Origin of the sequence: Mucilaginibacter gossypii, assembly GCF_900100945.1 — a bacterium.
Taxonomy (GTDB): Bacteria; Bacteroidota; Bacteroidia; order Sphingobacteriales; family Sphingobacteriaceae; genus Mucilaginibacter; species Mucilaginibacter gossypii.
Map to the genome: position 1 here is coordinate 464,352 of NZ_FNCG01000003.1, position 19,500 is coordinate 483,851.

Here is a 19,500-nt window from a genome sequence, read left to right on the forward strand (position 1 = left end):
CGCAGTCATGACATTAACAAGAGCGTTTCATCCTTGAAAAGTATAACGTAACCTGTCGACTCGATGTATAACATATAAAGAAATGAAAAAACTACTAAACTTAATTTTGAGCATGGCTGCGTTGAACGCCGCCGGCCAAACTAACCAGTTCGCTATTAATGGGCAGATTGGCAATCTCAACGGTCAGAAAGTTTATTTAAGCTTTATGACAGACGGCAAGGGGCATGAAGATTCGACCACATTAGTTAACGGCGCTTTTCATTTCACAGGTAGGATGAACTCATACAGTTCTGTACGCCTTGCACTTGATCATAAAGGCGCCGGCCGGGAGATTGCCACCCATGGCGGCGATATTCTCTACTTTAATTTTTCTAATGAAACGCTTAATATAGTTTCTAAAGATTCCCTGGCAAACGCCCAGATGAGCGGATCCAAAACATATGATGAATATTCGGCTTATGTGAAAGCTGTAGGACCGATGCCATGGGACATCGATCATATTTCTAATGCTGAAATTGCGGCAGCGCCCGAGTTGGTGAATGATACCGCATTTACCAATTCGGTTGCCCGCCATCACTATAAAATGATTGCCGATTTTCAGCGCAAAAATCTCGATTTTGCCAAAACGCACCCCGATTCGTTCTTTGCACCGGTAGCGCTGTTCGGCACTGCATCTAATGAAAAAACGGTTACAGTAGCCGAACAGGTGTTCAAAACCTTCAGTCCGGCAATCCAGGCAACTGATAATGGTAAAACTATCAAAGAATTTATTGATGCACATTACCGTTTAAAAATAGGTGGCCCGGCGCCGGTTTTTACTCAGGTCAACCCTGCTGGCAAACGCTTATCGTTAGCCGATTATAAAGGTAAAATCGTTTTGGTCGATTTTTGGGCAAGTTGGTGTTCACCTTGTCGTCAGGAAATCCCAAATCTGTTAAGCCAGTATAAAATGTACAAGGATAAAGGGTTCGAAATCCTTTCGGTATCGCTTGACAACAGCCGTGACAAATGGCTGAAAGCTCTGCAACAGGAGGGTATGACATGGCCGCAGGTTAGCGACTTGAATGGCAACAACAACAGCGTTGCCCGTCTTTATGGCGTTTCGGCTATACCTGCTACATTCCTGGTAGACCGCGACGGCAAACTTATTAGCACAAATCTGCGCGGGGAAGACCTCAATAAGAAACTTGCCGAACTTTTTAATTAAGCAGGTATGAAAAAGATCATTTTGGCTTTTCTGCTTTGTGTTATGTTTAGCGTAGCCTCTTGGGGTGATGTAATAAAACATAGAGTTGGCAAAATGGCACTCCATGTTTTATATGTAGGATATGATCCCGCAAAACCTAAGCCCGAACATATTACTTACTACAGCACAGCCGCGGGCGCGGTAGATGAGGCCTGGAAAACCCGTATGGCCGATTTTAAAACTTTTTTAGAAACGCGCTTTGACAAAGTTGAAGTTGTGGATGTGAGGGATTACGATGCCTCGATGTCTGCCAATGTCGACGTAACAATTGCCGATGCGGGGCCGATAAAATTACCTGCCAATTTTGACAGGCCTATTATTTTGATGCATCAGCTGGCTCCCGATGTGGGCATGCCGATAGGACTTAAGTTTGATTGGTATTGTCAGTGTTTGGAAGACGATGCGCTGAACATCAAAACCAGTCATGTCATATTTAATACACCTGTAAAAGTGAAGTTAACTTTAGTTAACAGGCCTACGCCGGGTTCTTTTTTTAACGGCTTTCAGGGAGCAACTACCCCGAAGGAACTGCCTATGTGGAAGGTGATCAAAGAGGATCCTGCAGCTAAGGATAAATACATTATCGGCATGGTGGCACATGGCGAGGGATTTAACGATTCGCCGGATGCCGAAGCTATAAGTGGCGGTGTTTGCTTAAAAAATGCTGAAGCAGTAGCGTTAGGCCGTCAGGGTAATTATTTTATGTGGGGCTTTTCTGCTTCGCCAAATCATATGACCGATGAAGCTAAAGATGTATTTGTGAACACAGTTTGCTACATCAAAAAGTTTGATCACCAGGCGCCCATCATGAAAAAAGTACAAATTGAAAACCGTGAGTGGGTAAATGAAATGATTTACCGTAGCGATAAAGCGTTATATCAAAAAACGCTGATAGCCCGGAAAGAAGGTAACGCCCGCTTGCTAAAAATGCAGCAGGAACTTAAAGATCGTAAAGCCAAAGGCGAGGATATTGGTAAAGGTAACGAGGCGTTTTTAAAGATGCCCGTATCCGATGATGTACAAAGTTTTGATGAATATCTTAAAAGCTGGACCGGCAGCGGCATGTATGATGCTTTTGGTACTAACGTAGAGGCCTATCATAAGTACTATCGGGATAACCTCGAGTATTTTTATCCGGTTGATGCTTACTCGTTACAGGTGGATGAGGATGCAAAGAAGCTGGGGATCTCTAACCGCAAAATCGAGCTGCTTGAAAAATGTATCAATATGCTTGAGAAAGGAGAGGAGCCTGCCCTGGCCCAAAGGGTATTGGAAAGATATACCACCGAAAAATTCACATCTGCCAAAGAATGGCGTGAATGGCTAACCAAAAACAAGCCCAACTTTTATTATACAGAAGCCGGCGGGTTTAAGTTTATGGTGAATACCTACAAAACAGAAACAGCGGCAATTGTGCCCGTATCAACCGGCAACATTAAAACTGCCAATGCTGCAACTATCCCAACCCGTACCGATCCGGTGACGGTGAGCGCAACATTGATTAATGAAGCAAACGGAAAAAAGCAGGTAGTTGTTAAGGCTGAGATTTTGCAAGGCTGGCATATTTACGCCTATGTACCTAAAGACAGCCCTTTTATTACTACACAACCTATTATTGAGTTGCCCGAAGGTGTAACAAGCGGCGAGTGGCAAGCATCGGCCGGGGTACCATTTACCGGTGGCGAAGGCATGTTTGTTTGGGAGGGCATTGCAACATTTAAAACGGAAATAAGCGCAGCCTCATTAAAACCCGGCGTTGTAATTAAATGCGGGCTTTATTACCAGGTTTGTGATAACAACAAATGTTTTCCGCCTAAAAGAAAAATAATTGAAATACAGGTTTTATAATCAAGCCCAATGAAAATAAACTTTAAAAGGTTGCTGTTGGTAACACCCGTAGCGCTTGCCCTAAGCACCGGATGGAAGGCGGATGGAAATGCTTCATCATTAAAAAAGCAGGATACTGTTACAGCAAGTCAAAATTTAATAGCTGGAAAACCTTTGCCGGCTTTTACGTTACAAACTGCCGATGGCAACTTCATCAAATCACCGTTGGTTAAGGGTAAAGTGGTGCTGCTTGATTTTTGGGCCTCGTGGTGTATGCCGTGCAGGGCGGCTATTCCGCACCTTAAGGAGTTATATAAACAATACCACGCTAAAGGATTCGAGATAGTTAGTATTTCAATTGATCAAAACAATAAAGCCTGGAAAAACGCCATGCTTAAAGAAGCAATGCCCTGGCAACAGGGAATAGATAAATATGAGGATGGCAAAGATACATCAGTGATGATGAATGCTTTGGGTATCCAGTCGGTACCCTTTGCAATTGTGCTTGATGCTGAGGGGAATGTGATTTTAATAAATCCCACTTCCTCTGATATCGATATACAGCTCAAAAAGATCTTTAACAATTAAGAAATTATAAGGATAGCACTGGCTATCATAAAGACAGTCCCGGTAGGACGTTTTCCATCAGTTTTAGTTTAATTTCCGGAGAGCCGGTTTTGATACCGGCTCTTTTTACATCGGCAGATACCCTAAACAGCAGCGTTTGGACAACGCTACGGTTCAATTATAATGTATAATGACAAAACGGTTTTTATTATTTTTTTTCCTGCAGTGCTTATGGAACCTGCAGGTTACTAACGCGCAAAATGTTGATAAGCGGATACAAAAGCCCGGAGCTACGCAACTACATGACAATATAAAAACTGCGATAAAAAAAGGTTATGCTGCCAGTGTATTGATGTGGGAATATGACACTTTACAGTATAGCCGGATGAGTGCGCAGTTTAGTGGTGTTGTAGTCTCCAACGGAGGAGAGATCTTAAGCGCAGCACATGTGGTAATGCCCGGCAAAACCTATCAGGTAATATTTCCCGATGGGAAAATGTGCCTGGCCCGTGGTTTGGGCCGTATTACCATTGCACCAACATTTATGCTGCCGGATGCTGCCATGCTCAAAATAATCCAAAAAGGGGATTGGCCGTTTGTCGAAATGGGCTGGTATTCGGATGTCAAAATCAACCAGCCATGTATTAGCATTGCTTACCCGGAAAGCATGGAACAACGCAAACCTGATGTAAGGTTTGGACATATCACTAATTTAAATAACAAGTATGGTTTTATGGAATCAACTTGCGTGATGGAGCCGGGAGATTCGGGCGGCCCCCTGTTTGATCTGTCTGGCCGTTTGATCGGAATCCATAGCGGCATCGAGCAGTCGGAGGATGTTAATTATGAAATCCCCGTAGATACCTATCGTAAATATTATACAGCACTAACCCGTTTAGAGAATTATACTTCCCTGCCTTTGGATACAAATGTAGTTTCAAAAAATCAGCCGGCCAATAATTTTCCGGCAGCTGAAAATCCAGATAAGTATTTTAAAAGTGTGAACAAGCGTTTTAAAACAACTTGTGTAAATATTAAGAGTGTTATTGATGGTAAGGAACAGATTATAGCAGGGACCATTTTTTCTTTAGATGATGTCAATGTAAAAACCGCTTTCAAAAATTCAGATATCATTTTGACTAAAAGTTCAATGATTGGCGAGGAACCTTTTATTACATTATCGGGCGGCAAGACTGTTAAGGCAAATATTATCAGACGAGACAGAATTAATGACCTTGTGATATTATTGCCCGTTTCAAAGTTAGGGAAGGAAGGTATCAGGCTTGGAATGTTATTGGCAGATACACTTAGTAATAACGATTTGGGTAGTTTTTTGATTTCTCTTCGCGCTGATTCTCCGTATTGTAGTAGTGTTTTGGGAAGCGTTGGCGTAAGCTTGCCAAAAAAAACCAGCTACGGCTATTTGGGAGCTGTTGCCCGGCAAAAGGGACAGACGTTATTATTTACTTTTATTCAGCCCAACAGCGCGGCTGAGGCTGCCGGACTAATAACCGGCGATGAGCTTTTAGCAATTGATGACAAAACTGTAAATGACGAACTGGATATGTTTAAAGCCCTTCAAAAATTCCGCGCCGGAGATACTACTTTAATAACAATCAATCATAAGGGAGAAAAGTTAATAAAAAAAGTCGCCCTAAAATATCCAACCCAAAAAATTACCAATCATCCGGCCGACCACTTCATAGGGGGGAAAAGCATTCGAAAAGATGGGTTTGGGAATGTATTTGTTCATGATGCAAGAATAAAACCGTGGGAGTGCGGAGGGGCCGTATTTGATATCACCGGAAAGTTTTTGGGCATTAATATAGCAAGATTGAGCAGAACAAGCACAATTACGATACCAGCCGTCGCAGTAAATCAATTTATAGTAACTGCCATTAACGACAGCAAAGAGGGTAATTAATTATCCGTACAAGAGTCCATTCGCATTGCTGCAGGTTCTTTCGGCCTACTTTAGATCTTGCTAACTCATTCAGAACCGTTGCTTTCGGATAACCAAATCTAGTTCGGAAGATGAACCGTACAGAGCAGGAAATTGAAAGCCTATTTAGCATTTTCGATCAGCTTCATTGCTTCTGTAATATCCTTTGAAGCCGTTATGTCATTTGTCTTATCCCGTGCTTCTTTAACCGCTTTTAAATATTTGATAATATATGGAGCTGCACCGTCTTTTTTGTAGGTTATTCCCATATACTTGAGCTCGGCAATTCCTTGTCGAACATATTCCGGATTCTTCAAACTTTCTATCATTCTGGAGAATTTTTCGGTCAGATGAATTTGTTCCTGCAAGGTTCCGTTAACATAGCGCTGATAAACATAAGGCCATTTGGCATCTCCTCCACTTGCTGCATACACCCTGACAATAGCTTGCGTCAAGTCGCCTATATTATCATCCTCAAATCTGGCCGCAAATTTCAGAGCGGCAACGGGATCGACCTCATTGATTCCAATAAGCCCCGCCGCGTCAACCTGGTAGGAAGGACTCGATAGGGCTTTTTTGAAAATCTCCATATACTTAAGGTTTTTTAAGCTGCCGAGTATTCTTAATGCATAAGTTTTCACTAAAGTGTTGTCATCATTTTTTGCCAGTTCCATTACTCGCGGCAGAGTGATGTCTTTTAGGTCTTTATCCAGAGTCATAAAGTCTTTTTTATCGCTGGCCAACGTTTCCAGGGCTTTGAGGCGTAAACCAGAGAATTTGTCGTTTAATGCGGCAAAGATTACTTTTTGAGCGCCTTTATCCCCTTGATTATTTCCAGAGACTTCAAGGGCTTCGTACCGGTCAAGATATAAAGGGGCGTTGAAGTACTGGAAAACAAATTGCTCCAAAGTTTTGTGATCAGTTTTTTGAGCCACCAGTACTTTATCCGCGTCAACATTGACCAGGTTTGGTTTGGCAATCAATTTAAGGGAAAGGGTATCAGCCTTTGCATTCAGCCAAATTTTATGGCGTTCTGTTTTGCCGTTAATGTAAATATCAATCGCTATTGGCAGTTTAAAAACTTGCCCATCTTGTTTCTGAGCGATGTAAACATATTCTGTTTTAGCGGATTCATCCCAGTGGTAGCTGATGTCCAAAACCGGGTGCCCGGCATTATAGTACCATTGGTTGAAAAACCAGTTCAGGTCAAGTCCGCAGGCCTGTTCCATGGCCAGCCGTAACTGCTGTGCTTCGGCACTTTTAAAAGAGTTTGATGTCAGGTAAATATTCAGTCCCCTATAAAAAGCCTCATTGCCAAGGTAATTACGAAGCATGTTGAGGATACGTCCACCTTTTTGATAGGTTACCCCATTAAAGGCATCATGTATAGCCTGGTAATGAAAGTTGACCAGCGGTATTTTAGCGTTGTCAGGATTGCTAAGATAGCCCTGTAATCCGTTTTGTAAATGTTCGTCAGCGGCATCTTTCCCATATTTATGTTCCAGCCACAGAATCTCTCCGAGGTCGGCAAATGATTCATTTAAAGTTATATTGCTCCAGCTTTCGCAAGTCACATAGTCACCAAACCATTGATGGAATAATTCATGCTCCACACCCGAACTGTAATATTGATCCAATAATTCGCGCCGGGTGCTTTGACTGCCGAAAACATTGGCGGTTGTGTTTTCCATGGCACCGCTGACGTAATCGCGCACCACAATGGCGGCATATTTATTCCAGGGGTAGTCAACGCCGGTAATTTTTGAGAAGAAACTTATGGCCTCCGGCACATCTCCAAACATATCCCTTGCATAAGAAGCATATTGCGGTTCAATATAATAGTTCACTTCTTTACCGTGCCAATGATCATGGTAAATTTTAAAATCACCTACTGCCATCATAAACAAATAAGGGGAATTGGGCAATTCCATTTTCCAGGTGTCGGTACGTGTACCGTCGTTGTTTTTCTTTTGCGAGGCGAGCCTGCCGTTGGATAGCGTGACATATTTAGCCTGTACGGTCATGCTGATCTCGGAAGTAGTCTTTTGATTAGGCTTATCGATTGTGGGAAACCAGCCGGAGGAGCTTTCTGGTTCCCCTTCGGTCCAGATCTCAATCGGCTTATTCTTTTCGGTACCATCCGGGTTAATAAAATATAATCCTTTCTCATTGTTGCGAAGCCCTTTGCGTTCATTAGGTTTAGCGGTGTAATTAATAAAAACGGTATAGGTCTCAGAACTATTATAAGTCCTGTTGAGCCTGATCGCCAAGCTAAGGCTATCGTAAGTAAACTTCAGCGGGCTTATCTTGCCACCTGCCAGGATCCCTATGGTGTGGATAGCCATCCCTTTCGCATCGAGCCTCAACGAATCCGTTGGATAAAAATGAGGCTTTATAGTAACCCATTCTTTACCATATAAATAGCGCTTTTTATAGTCAAAGCGTACATCTAGTTTGGTATGGACCAAATCATTTACCCTCGCCGGGCTTTGACGATAATTGTTGTCCTGGGCTAATGAGCAACGTACCATTGTCAGCAAAAAAACTCCGGATAATAAAAGGATATAGTATATTTTCATGTCCTACTGAATAATTAGGGTCAATATACAATATTTATAGTACTATTTATAACATAGTACTATAAATTTAAATTATCGGTTTTTGTCATCCCTCACCTTATCGCTCTTCTTTTGGGTCATGAGGAAAAGTTGTGGGATTAAAAGGTTAAGCATAGATTTTAGCTAATCTGAATAAGAAGAAAGTAGTATCCCTAACACCTCTTGAAGTAGCTCTGAAAGCTTTTATTTTCGCATTAAAAGATTCGGCAGAGGCATTTGTGCTCCTGTTATCAAAGAAATTCAGGATAGATTCATAATGTTGATGAACAGATCTTGCGACGGTCTTAAATGCATCAATTGCGGCATCCTCCACATGATTATACCATAGCGCTAATCTTTTAAAGGCGATTTGCTTGCTTTTGCAGATGGTGAATATATTACCCAATCCTATAGCCAGTTTATAAGCTTTGAGCAGTTCCGGGTATCGTGGAAAAAGCAGATCGGCTCTTTCTTTTTGTGCGGCAGTCCACCTGGACTCATGCTTAAACAACAGGTAGCGGCTTCTGGCAAGCAATTGTTTTAGTGTATCGCCATTGCTGAATAGCTCAGGCTGATAAGATTGCTTGTTTTGCCTGGCTTGTTCAATTGCCCTGCTTTCTGCATCCAGCGCTTCCCACCGATATTTTATACGAGCTTCCTGTAGTGCATCATATGCTAATTTTTGCACATGGAACCTGTCGATCACACGGCTCGCATTGCTAAAACACCTGCGGATAGCTTTGATCATGTTTGCCGCCATATCCATCGTCACTTCTTTTACTTTATTCCTTTTACGCAGCGGTATGCGTTCGATAACTTTTATGATCTGCTCCGTTTGTGTGCCCCTTAGCATAGCTACAATTGCCTTCTTGCCACCTTTAGCTTCCTTATTGGTGATAATGGTATAGAGTTCACCATTGCTCAATGTTGTTTAGTCTATGCTTAGCGATGACCCTATATTTTGTTCAAACAGCATCCATTCATCTGCATGTTCTTTTTGATCCCAGCTATGAAAATCGCTCAGAAAGTCTTTGTATTGCTGCTGTAGCTGTTTGCCATCAACTGTATAAAGCCGCCCTAACAAATGACAGCTGATCGGGTTATTATCCAAATATACCTTTTAAAAAAGTGCCGAATTCCGTTGTCATTCGCGCTCCTTTTCTAACTAAGTTCCAGTCCCTTGTGATGATCTCACCACTTGCTTTAACTTCCCATCTGCGCCTTTTAATGCAAAGAGCTACTTTGTGGCCCCGGATAGGAAAATCCTGGATAGCTGTCTCCGGTAAGAATCCTTTCGACTCAAGTTGTTGCTTGTCATAACCTGCTGGCGGAAGATTCTTTTCCTCAAGGTAAATGTCCAATTGGCCGTTCTCAGAGGAAAGGACATCAGTAAGTTCAAAGTATTCCAAAAGCCCTTCGGGCAAGATAAGACGGACAAGGGTTTCGTATGCAGCTGACAAGTGTGGACGTTTTTATTTCTGCCTGCAAAGCAACCATTTTTTTTATTCCCCCACAATTTTTCTGCTTGATCCTGAATCGATGGTAATTTTGAGCATTTGATATAAAAACAAAAAGCCTGCAAATCATTTGATTTGCAGGCTTCTAAATACTTTGATATTAAAATCAGCGGAGAGTTAGGGATTCGAACCCCAGGAACCTTTCACAGTTCAACAGTTTTCAAGACTGCCGCAATCGACCACTCTGCCAACTCTCCGGGGACAAAAGTACAAATCCGGGGCGAATTGCCAAATTTCAATTTCACTTTTTTTGATTTAATTAAATAATCTATATAATCTATTGATTAATAATAAGTTAATTTTTTGACTGGTCGGTCTTTTTTGCCCGAAAAGTGTTAAATCTGGGTTTTACAATACGGATTGTACGCTTGGAAAGCTCTACGGACGCATTTAATTCGAACCCGATTATCAAAATTAATGAGTTTATATACATCCAGATCATCACAACGATGAGCGTACCAATGGATCCGTAAACTTTATTGTACGACGAGAAATTGTTGATATAATAGGAAAAGCCCAGTGAAGTTAAAACTGCCAGTGCCGTAGCCAGTATGGAGCCAGGGTTAATAAAATTCCATTTCTTTTTATGTGCAGGAGCGTAGCGGTATAAACAGCCTATGGTCACAAAAATAATTACTACAATAATTATCCACCTGAAAAGCATCACCGGGTAAACCCAGAAGTGATTTTCGGAGGCCACATGCGACTGGATGAACCGGATAATGGATTGCCCCAGGATGAGTATGGAAATGGCTAGTAATAACGCGAAGCTTATAGCTACGGTGATTCCTGTTGCTACCAGGCGCCTTTTGAGCCAGCTCCGCTTATCCTCAATTAATGAGGATTTATTAAAGGCCTTCATAAGATTAATAACCCCGTTAGTTGCAAAATACAAGGTTGTTAGGAAACCGAATGAAAGGAGCTTGCCGTTTTGATTGCTTACAATATCAAAAAGGGTTTCTCTGAACGCCATATAGGCATTTGTAGGCATTACAGAGGCCAGCACCATCATCAGGTTGCCTTTAAAATGTTTTATGGGCACGTAGGGGATAAGCGTGAACAAAAAAATAGTAGCCGGAAAAACGGCGAGCATAAAACTATAGGCTAGTGCATAGGCCCGGTTAATAAGCGAGTTATTGGTGATTTCCTTTACAAAAAAATCAATAACGGTGTATAGTGGCAACGGCCTGAAACCCGGAATGATGACAGACTTCGTCCACTCGATGATGTACCTGTAAAACGTAAACCGGATTAAAAAGCGGTGCAGCCATTTCATTTATACCAAATTTACTTAAAAAAGGTCATTAATCTATCGGTAAAATCCTGTGGTGGCAGGCATGGGCGATTGGTTTTCATGTTAATGAATACGAGCAGCGTTTCGCCGGTATTAATAAGTTCGCCTTTGGGGTTTGTAAGTTCGTACCTGAAATGGATGCGGATGCCTGGCAGCTTATCCATGATCACCCTGATGCTGATCTCCTCGTCATATAAAGCAGGCTTTAGGTATTTGCATTGAAGCTCGAGCACAGGCATCATAATGCCCGATTCTTCCATGCCTTTATAAGTAAGGCCAAGACTGCGAAGCATCTCCACACGGCCTACTTCATAAAATTCGGCATAGTTACCGTAATACATATAGCCCATCTGGTCGGTTTCGCCATAGCGCACCCGTATTTTAGTAGTGTGCTCAAACATTACCTTCGGATGTTACGCTCGTTAAGGGCTTGCTGAAATTTATGCGCGTTCACCAGGTGGTCGGCCACGTTAGTTGCAAATGCATGATAGCCTGAAAAATCGGCTTTAGCACACATGTAAATGTAATCGCTCTTTTGATAGTTTAACACTGCTTTCACCGCGTTAACCGATGGCATCATGATAGGACCTGGGGGCAAACCTGTATGCAGGTAAGTATTATATGGCGAGTTATATGAAAGGTAGCGGGTAAGCACGCGTTTTATAGTAAAGTCGTTCAGTGCAAAGATCACGGTAGGGTCGGCCTCCAGTTTCATTCCTTTTTTAAGACGATTAAGGTATAAACCTGCTACGGCGGGCATTTCATCATCATGCAGCGCTTCAGCATCAACTATTGATGCCAGGACAGATACTTCTTGTGGGGTTAAGTTTATTGCAGCAGCCAGTTGTTTACGTTCAGGTGTCCAAAAAGCCTGATAGTGGTCGTACATTCGTTTGAAGAACTTTTCCGGGCTCGTATTCCAGTACATCTGGTATGAGTCGGGCATGATCACGGTATAAACGTTATCGGTAGTAAAACCATATTTACTTACAAAACTCGCCGAATCAAGCAGCCGGATAATCGCCATTGAATCCGGTTCAATCTTTTTCGAGATAAATCCCGCAAACTGTTCTTTAAGCCGCAATCCGTGAAATTCAACTCTAACAGGCTCTTGTGTACCTGAGGCCAGCATATTGATGAGCTTGCGGTTCCCCATACCTTCATGCAGGCGATATTTACCTGGTTTTACACGGGTAATATAATTCATATTACGGGCGGCCCAGCCAAATGAAGCAGTATCTTTCACTGTGCCCTCATCTTGTATGGTTTTAAAAACATCGCCAAAAGTAGCGCCGGTGTGAATGTATAAGTACTCCTGTTTATCCGTAACGTTGGGGCCAAAGTATTTGAGGTAATAATTGAAACCTGTAAAGCCTAAAAGCACAACGATAATGATTACCAGCGCTATAATAATTTTTTTCAGCATGCCTGATCCTTGTTTTTCCGCGGTCATGATATTGAATAGATGGTGTTTGTTGTATTTATTTTAATTTTTGAACGGCAACTAATCCGCCGCTTAAATTACGCACGTTGTTATAGCCATGCCGCTCCAATATGTTTTGTGCAGTTTCGCTCCTTAAACCAACTTTGCACATAACGATTATCTCATCTGTTTTGTTGTAGGGTAAACTGTTAAGCGTATTCTCCAAATTTGAAAGTGGTATATTATCACCACCTATATTATAAGTATGGAATTCAATAACCTCGCGCACGTCGAGCAGGTTAAGGCTTTCACCCTTGCTTAAGCGCTCAAGCAGTTCGGAAGCTTTAATTTGCCGGTGGAGCTGCATCGGTTTTGGTGCCTTGTGAAACAGTAAGATTTATACGCGTGCCAATACTTGTTTTGCTTAACGAATCGGTCTTCATCGGGTACTGCGAAACAACAACCACATTGGTGGAATCGGTAATAGTCCCCTGGTAAGTAATGATCCCAACGGTTAAGCCGGCGCCTTTTATAGCAAATCGGGCGGCATCAAGGTCAAGGTTTACAAGTTCCGGTATTTCCACTTCGCTTGCACCCTCACCATCGCCCAAAACCAAATCTATTCTTGAGCCTTTGGGGATCTTGGTACCTGGTTTTATCACTTGTCCGCCAAAACGTACCTCCAGGATCCGGTCGCGGGCAATATCCGAACGGTACGTTGTATCGCCCAGTTTTAAGCCATAATTTGATATGGTAGCTATAGCTTCGCGATAATTGCTTTGTTCAAGATCGGGCAAAGCTACATTTGGTGCCTGCAGGGTTACCATGGTAAGGTAAATTACCCGGCTTTCTTTAACGTTGGTCCCGGGATCCGGGTCTTGTTCAACGATAGTACCAGGGGCCACGTCCTGTACATACACAGAATCTATTTTATAGCCAAATCCCTGCTCTTTTAAAATATCCATAGCTTTATCAATGGAAAGACCTTTAAGCTTTGGTACGGGTATGCCCGAACCATGACGGGTATAATAACCAAGGCTAAAAAAAGCTATTAAAACAACGGCTATCACGGTTACAATAGCCATTAATAAGTTATTCCGGAATGATTTTGATTTTAAGTAAGCCCCAAATTTGCTCATCAGTATATGTAAGGGTATCCTTTTTAATTAAGTATCAAACATAGGAATTATTTTGGATATGGGTGTTAGGATGTCGGATTTCGGATGTTCGATTTCGGAATTAATTATTATAGAATTTCAGGAGTTTTAGACTCAAAATTTAAACTTTAGTATTATTTGCAATGATATTTATTCTAATTTCGACTTCGAAATCAGGTCGCTTTCGTTGCTCCTGGAAATAAATTCGAAATCGAACATCCGAAATCCGAAATAAAATGAGTCTTAAAAATATTGCCCTTTTGGCCGGAGGCTTTACCGGCGAATATGAAGTATCCCTTAACAGTGCAAAAAATATTGCGGCTAACCTGGCATCAAACAGCAACTATAAGGTTTATACTATATTAATTACCCGCGACAGATGGTTTTTTGAAGCAGATGATGCAACAGTTGATGTTGACAAGAATGATTTTACCATCACCCTTAATCAGGAAAAAATAAAGTTCGACTTTGCCTTCATCACCATTCATGGCAGCCCCGGCGAGGATGGAAAGCTGCAGGGCTATTTTGATATGCTTGGCATCCCTTATAATACCTGCGATGCCACAACATCGGCCATTACCATGAACAAGGCTTATACCAAAGCTATCGTGAACGGGATCCATGGCTTGCATACCGCACATTCCATGCGTTTATTTGAGCGCGATGTGCATGACGTTGCCACCATAGCAGCTAATTTGAAATTTCCGTTGTTTGTTAAACCTAATAATGGTGGCAGCAGCGTGGGTATGAGCAAGGTTCAAAACATAGCCGGCCTGCCAGAAGCATTGAACAGGGCATTTCAGGAAGATGCTCAGGTGTTAGTAGAAGAATTTATTAAAGGCCGCGAGTTCAGTATTGGTATAGCACGCCTGCACGGTAAAATAAAGGTATTACCTGCTACAGAAATTATAACCTCAAAAGATTTTTTTGATTACGAGGCGAAATATACTTCTGGTGTAACACAAGAAATAACTCCGGCCGACCTTTCGGCTGAAAAGGTTAAAGAAATTGCTGGCATAGTTACCGAGGTGTATACCCGCCTCAACTGCCGCGGCATGGCCAGGATCGACTTTATTTTGCTTGAAGGCAGTAATGATTTTTATTTTATTGAGATCAACACCACACCAGGCCAGTCTGCCGCCAGTTTGATTCCGCAACAGGTGAGGGCTGCAGGTATGGATGTTGGCGAATTTTATAGCGCGCTTATTGAGGGAGCCACGTTATAATTTCGGAATTGAGGATTTCGATTTCGGATTTTATTTTGAATTCATATTTTAAGAGGCGCCTTTGATGCGTCTCTTTTAGTGTAACAACAAATTCATTTTGTTATCAAAGCAACGATGCTGCAATTTCAAAACTTTATAAAATCATACGGTAATTACCCTGCTTTAAAAATTGAGAGCCTGCAATTGGAGGGCGGCATTTACTGGATAAAAGGAGTAAACGGATCTGGCAAAAGCACCCTGCTAAAATCCATTGCCGGCATCCTGGCGTTTAATGGCGACATATTGCTTGGTGATAATATCAGCATAAAAAAACAACCGGTGGCTTACCGTAAGCTGGTTAATTTTGCTGAAGCCGAGCCGGTGTTTCCAGATTTTTTAACAGGTACTGAAATGGTCAGGCTGTTTGCTGATGCTAAAGACGCCCCGGCAGGACAGGAAGATAGGTACATTAAAAGTATGGGAATACAAAGTTTTGTCGACCGCCCGGTTGGCACTTACAGCAGCGGTATGATGAAAAAGCTTTCCCTGCTACTTGCCTTTTTGGGCAAGCCCAAATTGATCCTGCTCGATGAACCTTTGATCACTATTGATACGGCCTCGTTAGCAACATTAAATAGTTGGATAAGGGAAAGGTACGAGCAGGAGGGAACCGGCTTTTTACTGTCATCGCACCAGATACTTGAGAATGGCTCATTACCCGTATCAGGTGAACTTCTCGTCGAAGATCAAACGTTAAAGTTTATCAGTTGATGAAATCGCTAACCAATGTATTGTTAAAGATTTTTGCAAACGGTTTTTTCCGGGTGCATGCCGGGATTTTGCTATTTATATTTTTGGCAATGGTTGGCGTAGTGCCTCCCCAATATTTAATAGGCTATCACAAAGCACTGATGCTGGCTATGGACAGCAGTTCGGTTGTAATGATCCTGGTGTTTATAAGCTGGTTTATTTATGCCGTTAAAAGCTGGCATTACGTATCCGGGCAAATCTTTGCCCCCAGTCAACATTTTTTATTTTATAGCAGCAATGCCCTGAGCAAAGGGAAACAAATAATAAGCTGGTTTTGGGTACAGGCCGCTGTATTATCGCCGGTAATATTGTACGCAGTTATCGCTGTGGGGGTGGGTTTTTCCAATCATTATTATTTATTTCCGGTTTGCATTTTACTGTATTTAACCGCCTTAACTTATTTAAGTGCAGTTATTTATACAAAGCAAATTAACGGACTTGTTGATGGCAATGATCAATCTATATTATTAAAACTAAGCAGCAAATGGCGTAAACCTTATTTCAGCCTTTACGTTTACCACCTGTTAGATAAGCGCAAGGTTCCATACCTCATTACCAAGGCGCTTTCCTGGCTTATCATCACTGGGGTGTTTTACGTGTTTGCTGATGTAAAAACTGATGTCCGTGTTGCCGGTATAGCAATCCTTGCTGTTATAACGGCACATATTGTATTGATATTTGAGGAAAGGAAATTTGAAGAGAACGGCCTTTGCTTTTCCCGCAATTTGCCTTATAGCAGGCCACAGCTATTTCTAAATTTTATAGGCGTCTATTTCATTCTACTCATCCCCGAAAGTATCTGGCTGTTCAGCAGATTTAACTTGCTAATGGCTATTGAACTGCTGTTTGTTGGCTTAAGCACCGCGATGCTGTTTCATTGCCTGCTTTACTGGTTTGGCCTTAATATGGATAAGTACTTGCAATGGATCCTGGGGTTATTTATTGTATTGTTCTGGATCATTATGTTCAAGCTACTTTGGGTGCTGGTTCCTTTAAACTTTGGTATTGCTTACTGGCTGTTTTACAGTAACTATTACAAGTTTGAGGGCGTGGCAAGCGATAAGTTGTAACCTTTTAAAGCTGCGCTTTCACCATCCTGTCCCTGCCGCTCATATCTTTTCTTAACTCAATGTTTTTAAATCCTTTACCAGTTAATAGCTCAACAGTTTCATTGCCTAAATTTTCATTGATCTCGAAGAAAAGCAAGCCGCCGGCAATCAAATTACTGAGTGAAAAATCGGCTATGGCCCGGTAAAATATCAGCGGATCATGTTCTGGTACAAACAAAGCAGTATGTGGCTCAAAATCTGTAACATTACTATGCATCTGCTTTTTATCATCAAGCGTAACATAAGGAGGGTTGCTTACAATGATATTATATTGAGCCTCTTCTTTATTATGCTCAATATTTAAAATATCAGCCAGAATAAAATTAACCTCAACTTCATTTAATAAAGCATTTTCTTTGGCGGTTTCCAAAGCTCCTTCGGATATATCTATCGCAGAAACATCCGCATTTGCCAAATTCTTTTTCAGGCTGATGGCGATACACCCGCTACCGGTACCGATATCCAGCACAGAAAACCTTTCACCTTTTGCCTTTAACCTTTCGCCTTCTAAAATCCATTCCACCAGTTCCTCAGTTTCCGGGCGCGGGATCAGCACATATGGGTTTACTTTAAATGGCAAGCCAAAAAACTCGGTGATACCAAAAATGTATTGAATGGGTCTGCCTGTTTTTAGTTCGGCAAGGATGTTTTTCGCCTGTTCCGACTGTTCAGCAGTTAACGCTCTTTCGGGGAATGCCTTAACAGATGCCCTTGATAAACCGGTAACTTCGGCAATAACAAACAGCGTAATAGCTTCGGTTTCATTAGTATCATAAATGCCATTTATCTGCTGCCTGTAATCTTCAAAAACATCCTTAATCGTAATCATGCAACAAAGTAACATAAAAGCTACTTTTGCAGCATGCTTGAACATGAAAAATATATGCGCCGTTGTTTGGAGCTTGCTCAATTGGGTGCAGGATACGTTAGTCCGAACCCTATGGTTGGCGCGGTAGTAGTTCATGATGGCAAAATAATAGGAGAGGGCTATCATCAGAAATACGGCCAGGCCCATGCCGAAGTTAACGCTATTGAACAGGTTACGCAAAGGTTTGATAACTATGCCCAACTGCTGAAAAACTCGATTATATATGTTTCATTAGAGCCTTGTGCGCACTATGGTAAAACGCCGCCCTGCGCCGATCTGATCATCAAACATCAAATCCCTGAAGTGATTGTTGGTTGCCGCGACCCATTTGCTCAGGTCGACGGAAAAGGTATTGAAAAATTGCAGGCTGCCGGCATTCAAGTAGTAACCGGCGTATTAGAACAGGAATGTCAATGGCTTAATCGTCGCTTTTTTACCAAGGTACAAAAGCACAGGCCATATATTATATTAAAATGGGCACAAACACAGGATGGCTTTTTTGCTCCGGCTGATGGCAGCCAGTTCTGGATCACCGGCCCCGAATCACGCAAGCTAGTGCACAAGTGGCGTAGTGAAGAAGATGCTATACTGGTAGGCAAAAACACGGTACTAAGTGATAACCCGCAATTAAATACCCGTTACTGGGATGGCCCATCACCCAAACGTGTGGTGATAGATCGAAGGCTGGAACTAAATAAAGGGTTGAATGTATTTGATCAGTCGGCCGAAACGTTAATATTTAACGAGCTTAAGTTTGATGTTGACGGCAAAAACAGGTATATAGCACTGGAAGATTTTGAACGCTTTGTGCCTCAATATATTTTATACCAGTTATACCTGCAGGATATCCAATCGGTTATTATTGAAGGCGGCGCGCGTACACTTGATGCTTTTATTGAGGCTGGCATTTGGGATGAGGCACGGATATTTACCGGTGATAAAGTTTTGAACAAGGGCTTAAAAGCACCGCAAATAACAGGTATACTTGCCGATGAATATCCTGTAGGCGCCGATCGCCTCCAATTGTTATACAATAAGCCGGTTATATAAATGCTGTTCGTTTTTTTAAGTATTTGCTGTAGTGTTATCGTTTCCATTTTGCTGAAACTGGCAAAACGCTACCATGTGGACGTTTACCAGGCCATTACCTGGAATTACTCTATGGCTGTTCTGCTCACCTGGTTCTTTTTTAAACCACAGCTGAGCATTATCCAAAACGGGCCTGTTTATAATTACGTGGCCCTGGGCATCCTGTTTCCCGCTATATTTGTAATCATGGCAAACTCGGTGCGCAAGGCCGGTATTGTTCGTACAGACGTAGCGCAACGCTTATCCCTGTTTATCCCCATACTGGCAGCATTTGTTTTATTTGGCGAAGCCACCGGCACAATTAAAGCAATTGGCATTATACTGGCCTTCATTGCTATCATTTGCTCTATACCCTGGCAAAAATCTGCCGGTAATAAAGTTGAAAAGGGATCATGGATTTACCTGTTAATTGTTTTCCTCGGTTTTGGCGTAATTGATGTATTGCTAAAACAGCTTACCAAGGTAAATAATGTGCCTTTTACCACAGCCATTTTTGTCATCTTTATTATTGCGTTTATATTAACCCTTGCTGGTTTGATTTACCAGGTATCCGCAAAAAAAATGAAATTTTCATTGCCGCATATCCTCATAGGCTGGGTATTAGGGATAGCCAACTTTGGCAATATCCTGTTTTACTTAAAGGCGCACCAGGCGCTGGCGAACAGCCCTTCGGCAGTGTTTTCGTCGGTAAATATTGGCGTTATTGTGGTTGGTACGCTGGTTGGCATCTTTGTATTTAAAGAGAAACTGAGCCTGCTTAATAAAATCGGCATAGCTATAGCGGTGCTTGCTATTATCATTATTTATTTCCCGCAAACATTGGGCTTCCTGCACCTGTAATATTTTTGA

At 42.0% G+C, this 19,500-nt stretch carries 19 protein-coding genes and 1 tRNA gene; 9 read left to right on the plus strand and 11 right to left on the minus strand.

What is annotated here, in order from left to right; translation table 11 throughout:
- The first annotated feature begins 82 nt into the window (after window positions 1-82).
- The 4 genes from BLS28_RS08070 to BLS28_RS08085 all read left to right on the plus strand — a co-directional run bounded on the left by BLS28_RS08070 (window position 83) and on the right by BLS28_RS08085 (window position 5,564).
- The gene (locus BLS28_RS08070; protein ID WP_091164411.1) at window positions 83-1,207 is read left to right on the plus strand and encodes a TlpA disulfide reductase family protein; all 1,125 of its coding nucleotides are present in this window, start codon (window positions 83-85) and stop codon (window positions 1,205-1,207) included.
- Window positions 1,208-1,213: 6 nt separating this feature from the next.
- Window positions 1,214-3,094 (plus strand): protein-disulfide reductase DsbD domain-containing protein, encoded by a 1,881-nt coding sequence (locus tag BLS28_RS08075; RefSeq protein WP_091164414.1) that lies wholly within the window; start codon window positions 1,214-1,216, stop codon window positions 3,092-3,094.
- A 9-nt stretch (window positions 3,095-3,103) separates the two neighbouring features.
- Window positions 3,104-3,661, plus strand: a complete 558-nt coding sequence (locus BLS28_RS08080; protein ID WP_091164417.1) for a TlpA family protein disulfide reductase — start codon at window positions 3,104-3,106, stop codon at window positions 3,659-3,661.
- Between the two features lie 169 nt (window positions 3,662-3,830).
- A complete protein-coding gene (locus tag BLS28_RS08085) occupies window positions 3,831-5,564 on the plus strand; it encodes a trypsin-like peptidase domain-containing protein (RefSeq protein ID WP_091164420.1) in 1,734 nt (577 codons plus the stop codon).
- A 140-nt stretch (window positions 5,565-5,704) separates the two neighbouring features.
- On the opposite strand, the gene BLS28_RS08090 is transcribed toward BLS28_RS08085, so the two are convergent.
- The 10 genes from BLS28_RS08090 to BLS28_RS08130 form a co-directional block, all read right to left on the minus strand.
- Window positions 5,705-8,161 (minus strand): M1 family metallopeptidase, encoded by a 2,457-nt coding sequence (locus BLS28_RS08090; RefSeq protein WP_218134380.1) that lies wholly within the window; start codon window positions 8,159-8,161, stop codon window positions 5,705-5,707.
- Between the two features lie 145 nt (window positions 8,162-8,306).
- The gene (locus BLS28_RS08095) at window positions 8,307-9,104 is read right to left on the minus strand and encodes an ISAon1 family transposase (protein ID WP_256337374.1); all 798 of its coding nucleotides are present in this window, start codon (window positions 9,102-9,104) and stop codon (window positions 8,307-8,309) included.
- Window positions 9,105-9,110: 6 nt separating this feature from the next.
- Window positions 9,111-9,290, minus strand: coding sequence for a hypothetical protein (locus BLS28_RS31310; RefSeq protein WP_256337375.1), 180 nt, complete (start codon window positions 9,288-9,290; stop codon window positions 9,111-9,113).
- Complete coding sequence (locus BLS28_RS08100; protein ID WP_091164422.1) at window positions 9,283-9,639, minus strand: ISAon1 family transposase N-terminal region protein; 357 nt, start codon at window positions 9,637-9,639, stop codon at window positions 9,283-9,285. The genes BLS28_RS31310 and BLS28_RS08100 overlap by 8 nt, the downstream gene beginning before the upstream one ends.
- Window positions 9,640-9,806: 167 nt before the next feature.
- Window positions 9,807-9,893, minus strand: a tRNA-Ser gene (locus BLS28_RS08105).
- Between the two features lie 98 nt (window positions 9,894-9,991).
- Window positions 9,992-10,972, minus strand: coding sequence for a YihY/virulence factor BrkB family protein (locus BLS28_RS08110; RefSeq protein WP_091164424.1), 981 nt, complete (start codon window positions 10,970-10,972; stop codon window positions 9,992-9,994).
- 11 nt (window positions 10,973-10,983) lie between these two features.
- Window positions 10,984-11,391: an acyl-CoA thioesterase gene (locus BLS28_RS08115; RefSeq protein WP_091164427.1), complete on the minus strand. Its 408-nt coding sequence runs from the start codon at window positions 11,389-11,391 to the stop codon at window positions 10,984-10,986.
- Window positions 11,391-12,416 carry an endolytic transglycosylase MltG gene (gene mltG / locus BLS28_RS08120; protein WP_256337376.1) on the minus strand — a complete coding sequence of 342 codons (1,026 nt, stop codon included), beginning with the start codon at window positions 12,414-12,416 and terminating at the stop codon, window positions 11,391-11,393. Before mltG ends, BLS28_RS08115 begins: the two co-directional genes overlap by 1 nt.
- Before the next feature lie 55 nt (window positions 12,417-12,471).
- On the minus strand, window positions 12,472-12,780 hold the full coding sequence (locus tag BLS28_RS08125; protein WP_091164434.1) for a rhodanese-like domain-containing protein: 309 nt from the start codon (window positions 12,778-12,780) through the stop codon (window positions 12,472-12,474).
- Window positions 12,758-13,552 (minus strand): PASTA domain-containing protein, encoded by a 795-nt coding sequence (locus BLS28_RS08130; RefSeq protein WP_090525919.1) that lies wholly within the window; start codon window positions 13,550-13,552, stop codon window positions 12,758-12,760. The genes BLS28_RS08125 and BLS28_RS08130 overlap by 23 nt, the downstream gene beginning before the upstream one ends.
- A gap of 254 nt (window positions 13,553-13,806) precedes the next feature.
- Between BLS28_RS08130 and BLS28_RS08135 the strand changes: the two genes are divergently transcribed.
- The 3 genes from BLS28_RS08135 to BLS28_RS08145 all read left to right on the plus strand — a co-directional run bounded on the left by BLS28_RS08135 (window position 13,807) and on the right by BLS28_RS08145 (window position 16,655).
- Entirely contained in the window at window positions 13,807-14,796 is a 990-nt protein-coding gene (locus BLS28_RS08135; protein ID WP_091164440.1) for a D-alanine--D-alanine ligase, read from the plus strand.
- A gap of 114 nt (window positions 14,797-14,910) precedes the next feature.
- Window positions 14,911-15,546, plus strand: coding sequence for an ABC transporter ATP-binding protein (locus BLS28_RS08140; RefSeq protein ID WP_091164444.1), 636 nt, complete (start codon window positions 14,911-14,913; stop codon window positions 15,544-15,546).
- Window positions 15,546-16,655: a hypothetical protein gene (locus BLS28_RS08145; RefSeq protein ID WP_091164448.1), complete on the plus strand. Its 1,110-nt coding sequence runs from the start codon at window positions 15,546-15,548 to the stop codon at window positions 16,653-16,655. Before BLS28_RS08140 ends, BLS28_RS08145 begins: the two co-directional genes overlap by 1 nt.
- 4 nt (window positions 16,656-16,659) lie before the next feature.
- Here the strand turns inward: BLS28_RS08145 and prmC are convergent, their stop codons facing one another.
- A complete protein-coding gene (prmC, locus tag BLS28_RS08150) occupies window positions 16,660-17,523 on the minus strand; it encodes a peptide chain release factor N(5)-glutamine methyltransferase (protein WP_176844405.1) in 864 nt (287 codons plus the stop codon).
- Between the two features lie 33 nt (window positions 17,524-17,556).
- On the opposite strand from prmC, the gene ribD reads away from it, so the two are divergent.
- A complete protein-coding gene (gene ribD / locus BLS28_RS08155; protein ID WP_091164458.1) occupies window positions 17,557-18,612 on the plus strand; it encodes a bifunctional diaminohydroxyphosphoribosylaminopyrimidine deaminase/5-amino-6-(5-phosphoribosylamino)uracil reductase RibD in 1,056 nt (351 codons plus the stop codon).
- A complete protein-coding gene (locus BLS28_RS08160) occupies window positions 18,613-19,491 on the plus strand; it encodes an EamA family transporter (RefSeq protein ID WP_091164461.1) in 879 nt (292 codons plus the stop codon).
- The last annotated feature ends 9 nt before the right edge of the window (window positions 19,492-19,500 follow it).

Coding starts and splice junctions, on each gene's coding strand:
- BLS28_RS08160 (WP_091164461.1), top strand. CDS start 18,613: ATGCTGTTCGTTTTTTTAAGTATTTGCTGTAGTGTTATCGTTTCCATT.
- ribD (WP_091164458.1), top strand. CDS start 17,557: ATGCTTGAACATGAAAAATATATGCGCCGTTGTTTGGAGCTTGCTCAA.
- BLS28_RS08085 (WP_091164420.1), top strand. CDS start 3,831: ATGACAAAACGGTTTTTATTATTTTTTTTCCTGCAGTGCTTATGGAAC.
- BLS28_RS08130 (WP_090525919.1), bottom strand. CDS start 13,552: ATGAGCAAATTTGGGGCTTACTTAAAATCAAAATCATTCCGGAATAAC.
- BLS28_RS08110 (WP_091164424.1), bottom strand. CDS start 10,972: ATGAAATGGCTGCACCGCTTTTTAATCCGGTTTACGTTTTACAGGTAC.
- BLS28_RS08090 (WP_218134380.1), bottom strand. CDS start 8,161: ATGAAAATATACTATATCCTTTTATTATCCGGAGTTTTTTTGCTGACA.
- BLS28_RS08140 (WP_091164444.1), top strand. CDS start 14,911: ATGCTGCAATTTCAAAACTTTATAAAATCATACGGTAATTACCCTGCT.
- prmC (WP_176844405.1), bottom strand. CDS start 17,523: ATGATTACGATTAAGGATGTTTTTGAAGATTACAGGCAGCAGATAAAT.
- mltG (WP_256337376.1), bottom strand. CDS start 12,416: ATGCTGAAAAAAATTATTATAGCGCTGGTAATCATTATCGTTGTGCTT.
- BLS28_RS08115 (WP_091164427.1), bottom strand. CDS start 11,391: ATGTTTGAGCACACTACTAAAATACGGGTGCGCTATGGCGAAACCGAC.
- BLS28_RS08075 (WP_091164414.1), top strand. CDS start 1,214: ATGAAAAAGATCATTTTGGCTTTTCTGCTTTGTGTTATGTTTAGCGTA.
- BLS28_RS08125 (WP_091164434.1), bottom strand. CDS start 12,780: ATGCAGCTCCACCGGCAAATTAAAGCTTCCGAACTGCTTGAGCGCTTA.
- BLS28_RS08145 (WP_091164448.1), top strand. CDS start 15,546: ATGAAATCGCTAACCAATGTATTGTTAAAGATTTTTGCAAACGGTTTT.
- BLS28_RS08135 (WP_091164440.1), top strand. CDS start 13,807: ATGAGTCTTAAAAATATTGCCCTTTTGGCCGGAGGCTTTACCGGCGAA.
- BLS28_RS08080 (WP_091164417.1), top strand. CDS start 3,104: ATGAAAATAAACTTTAAAAGGTTGCTGTTGGTAACACCCGTAGCGCTT.
- BLS28_RS08070 (WP_091164411.1), top strand. CDS start 83: ATGAAAAAACTACTAAACTTAATTTTGAGCATGGCTGCGTTGAACGCC.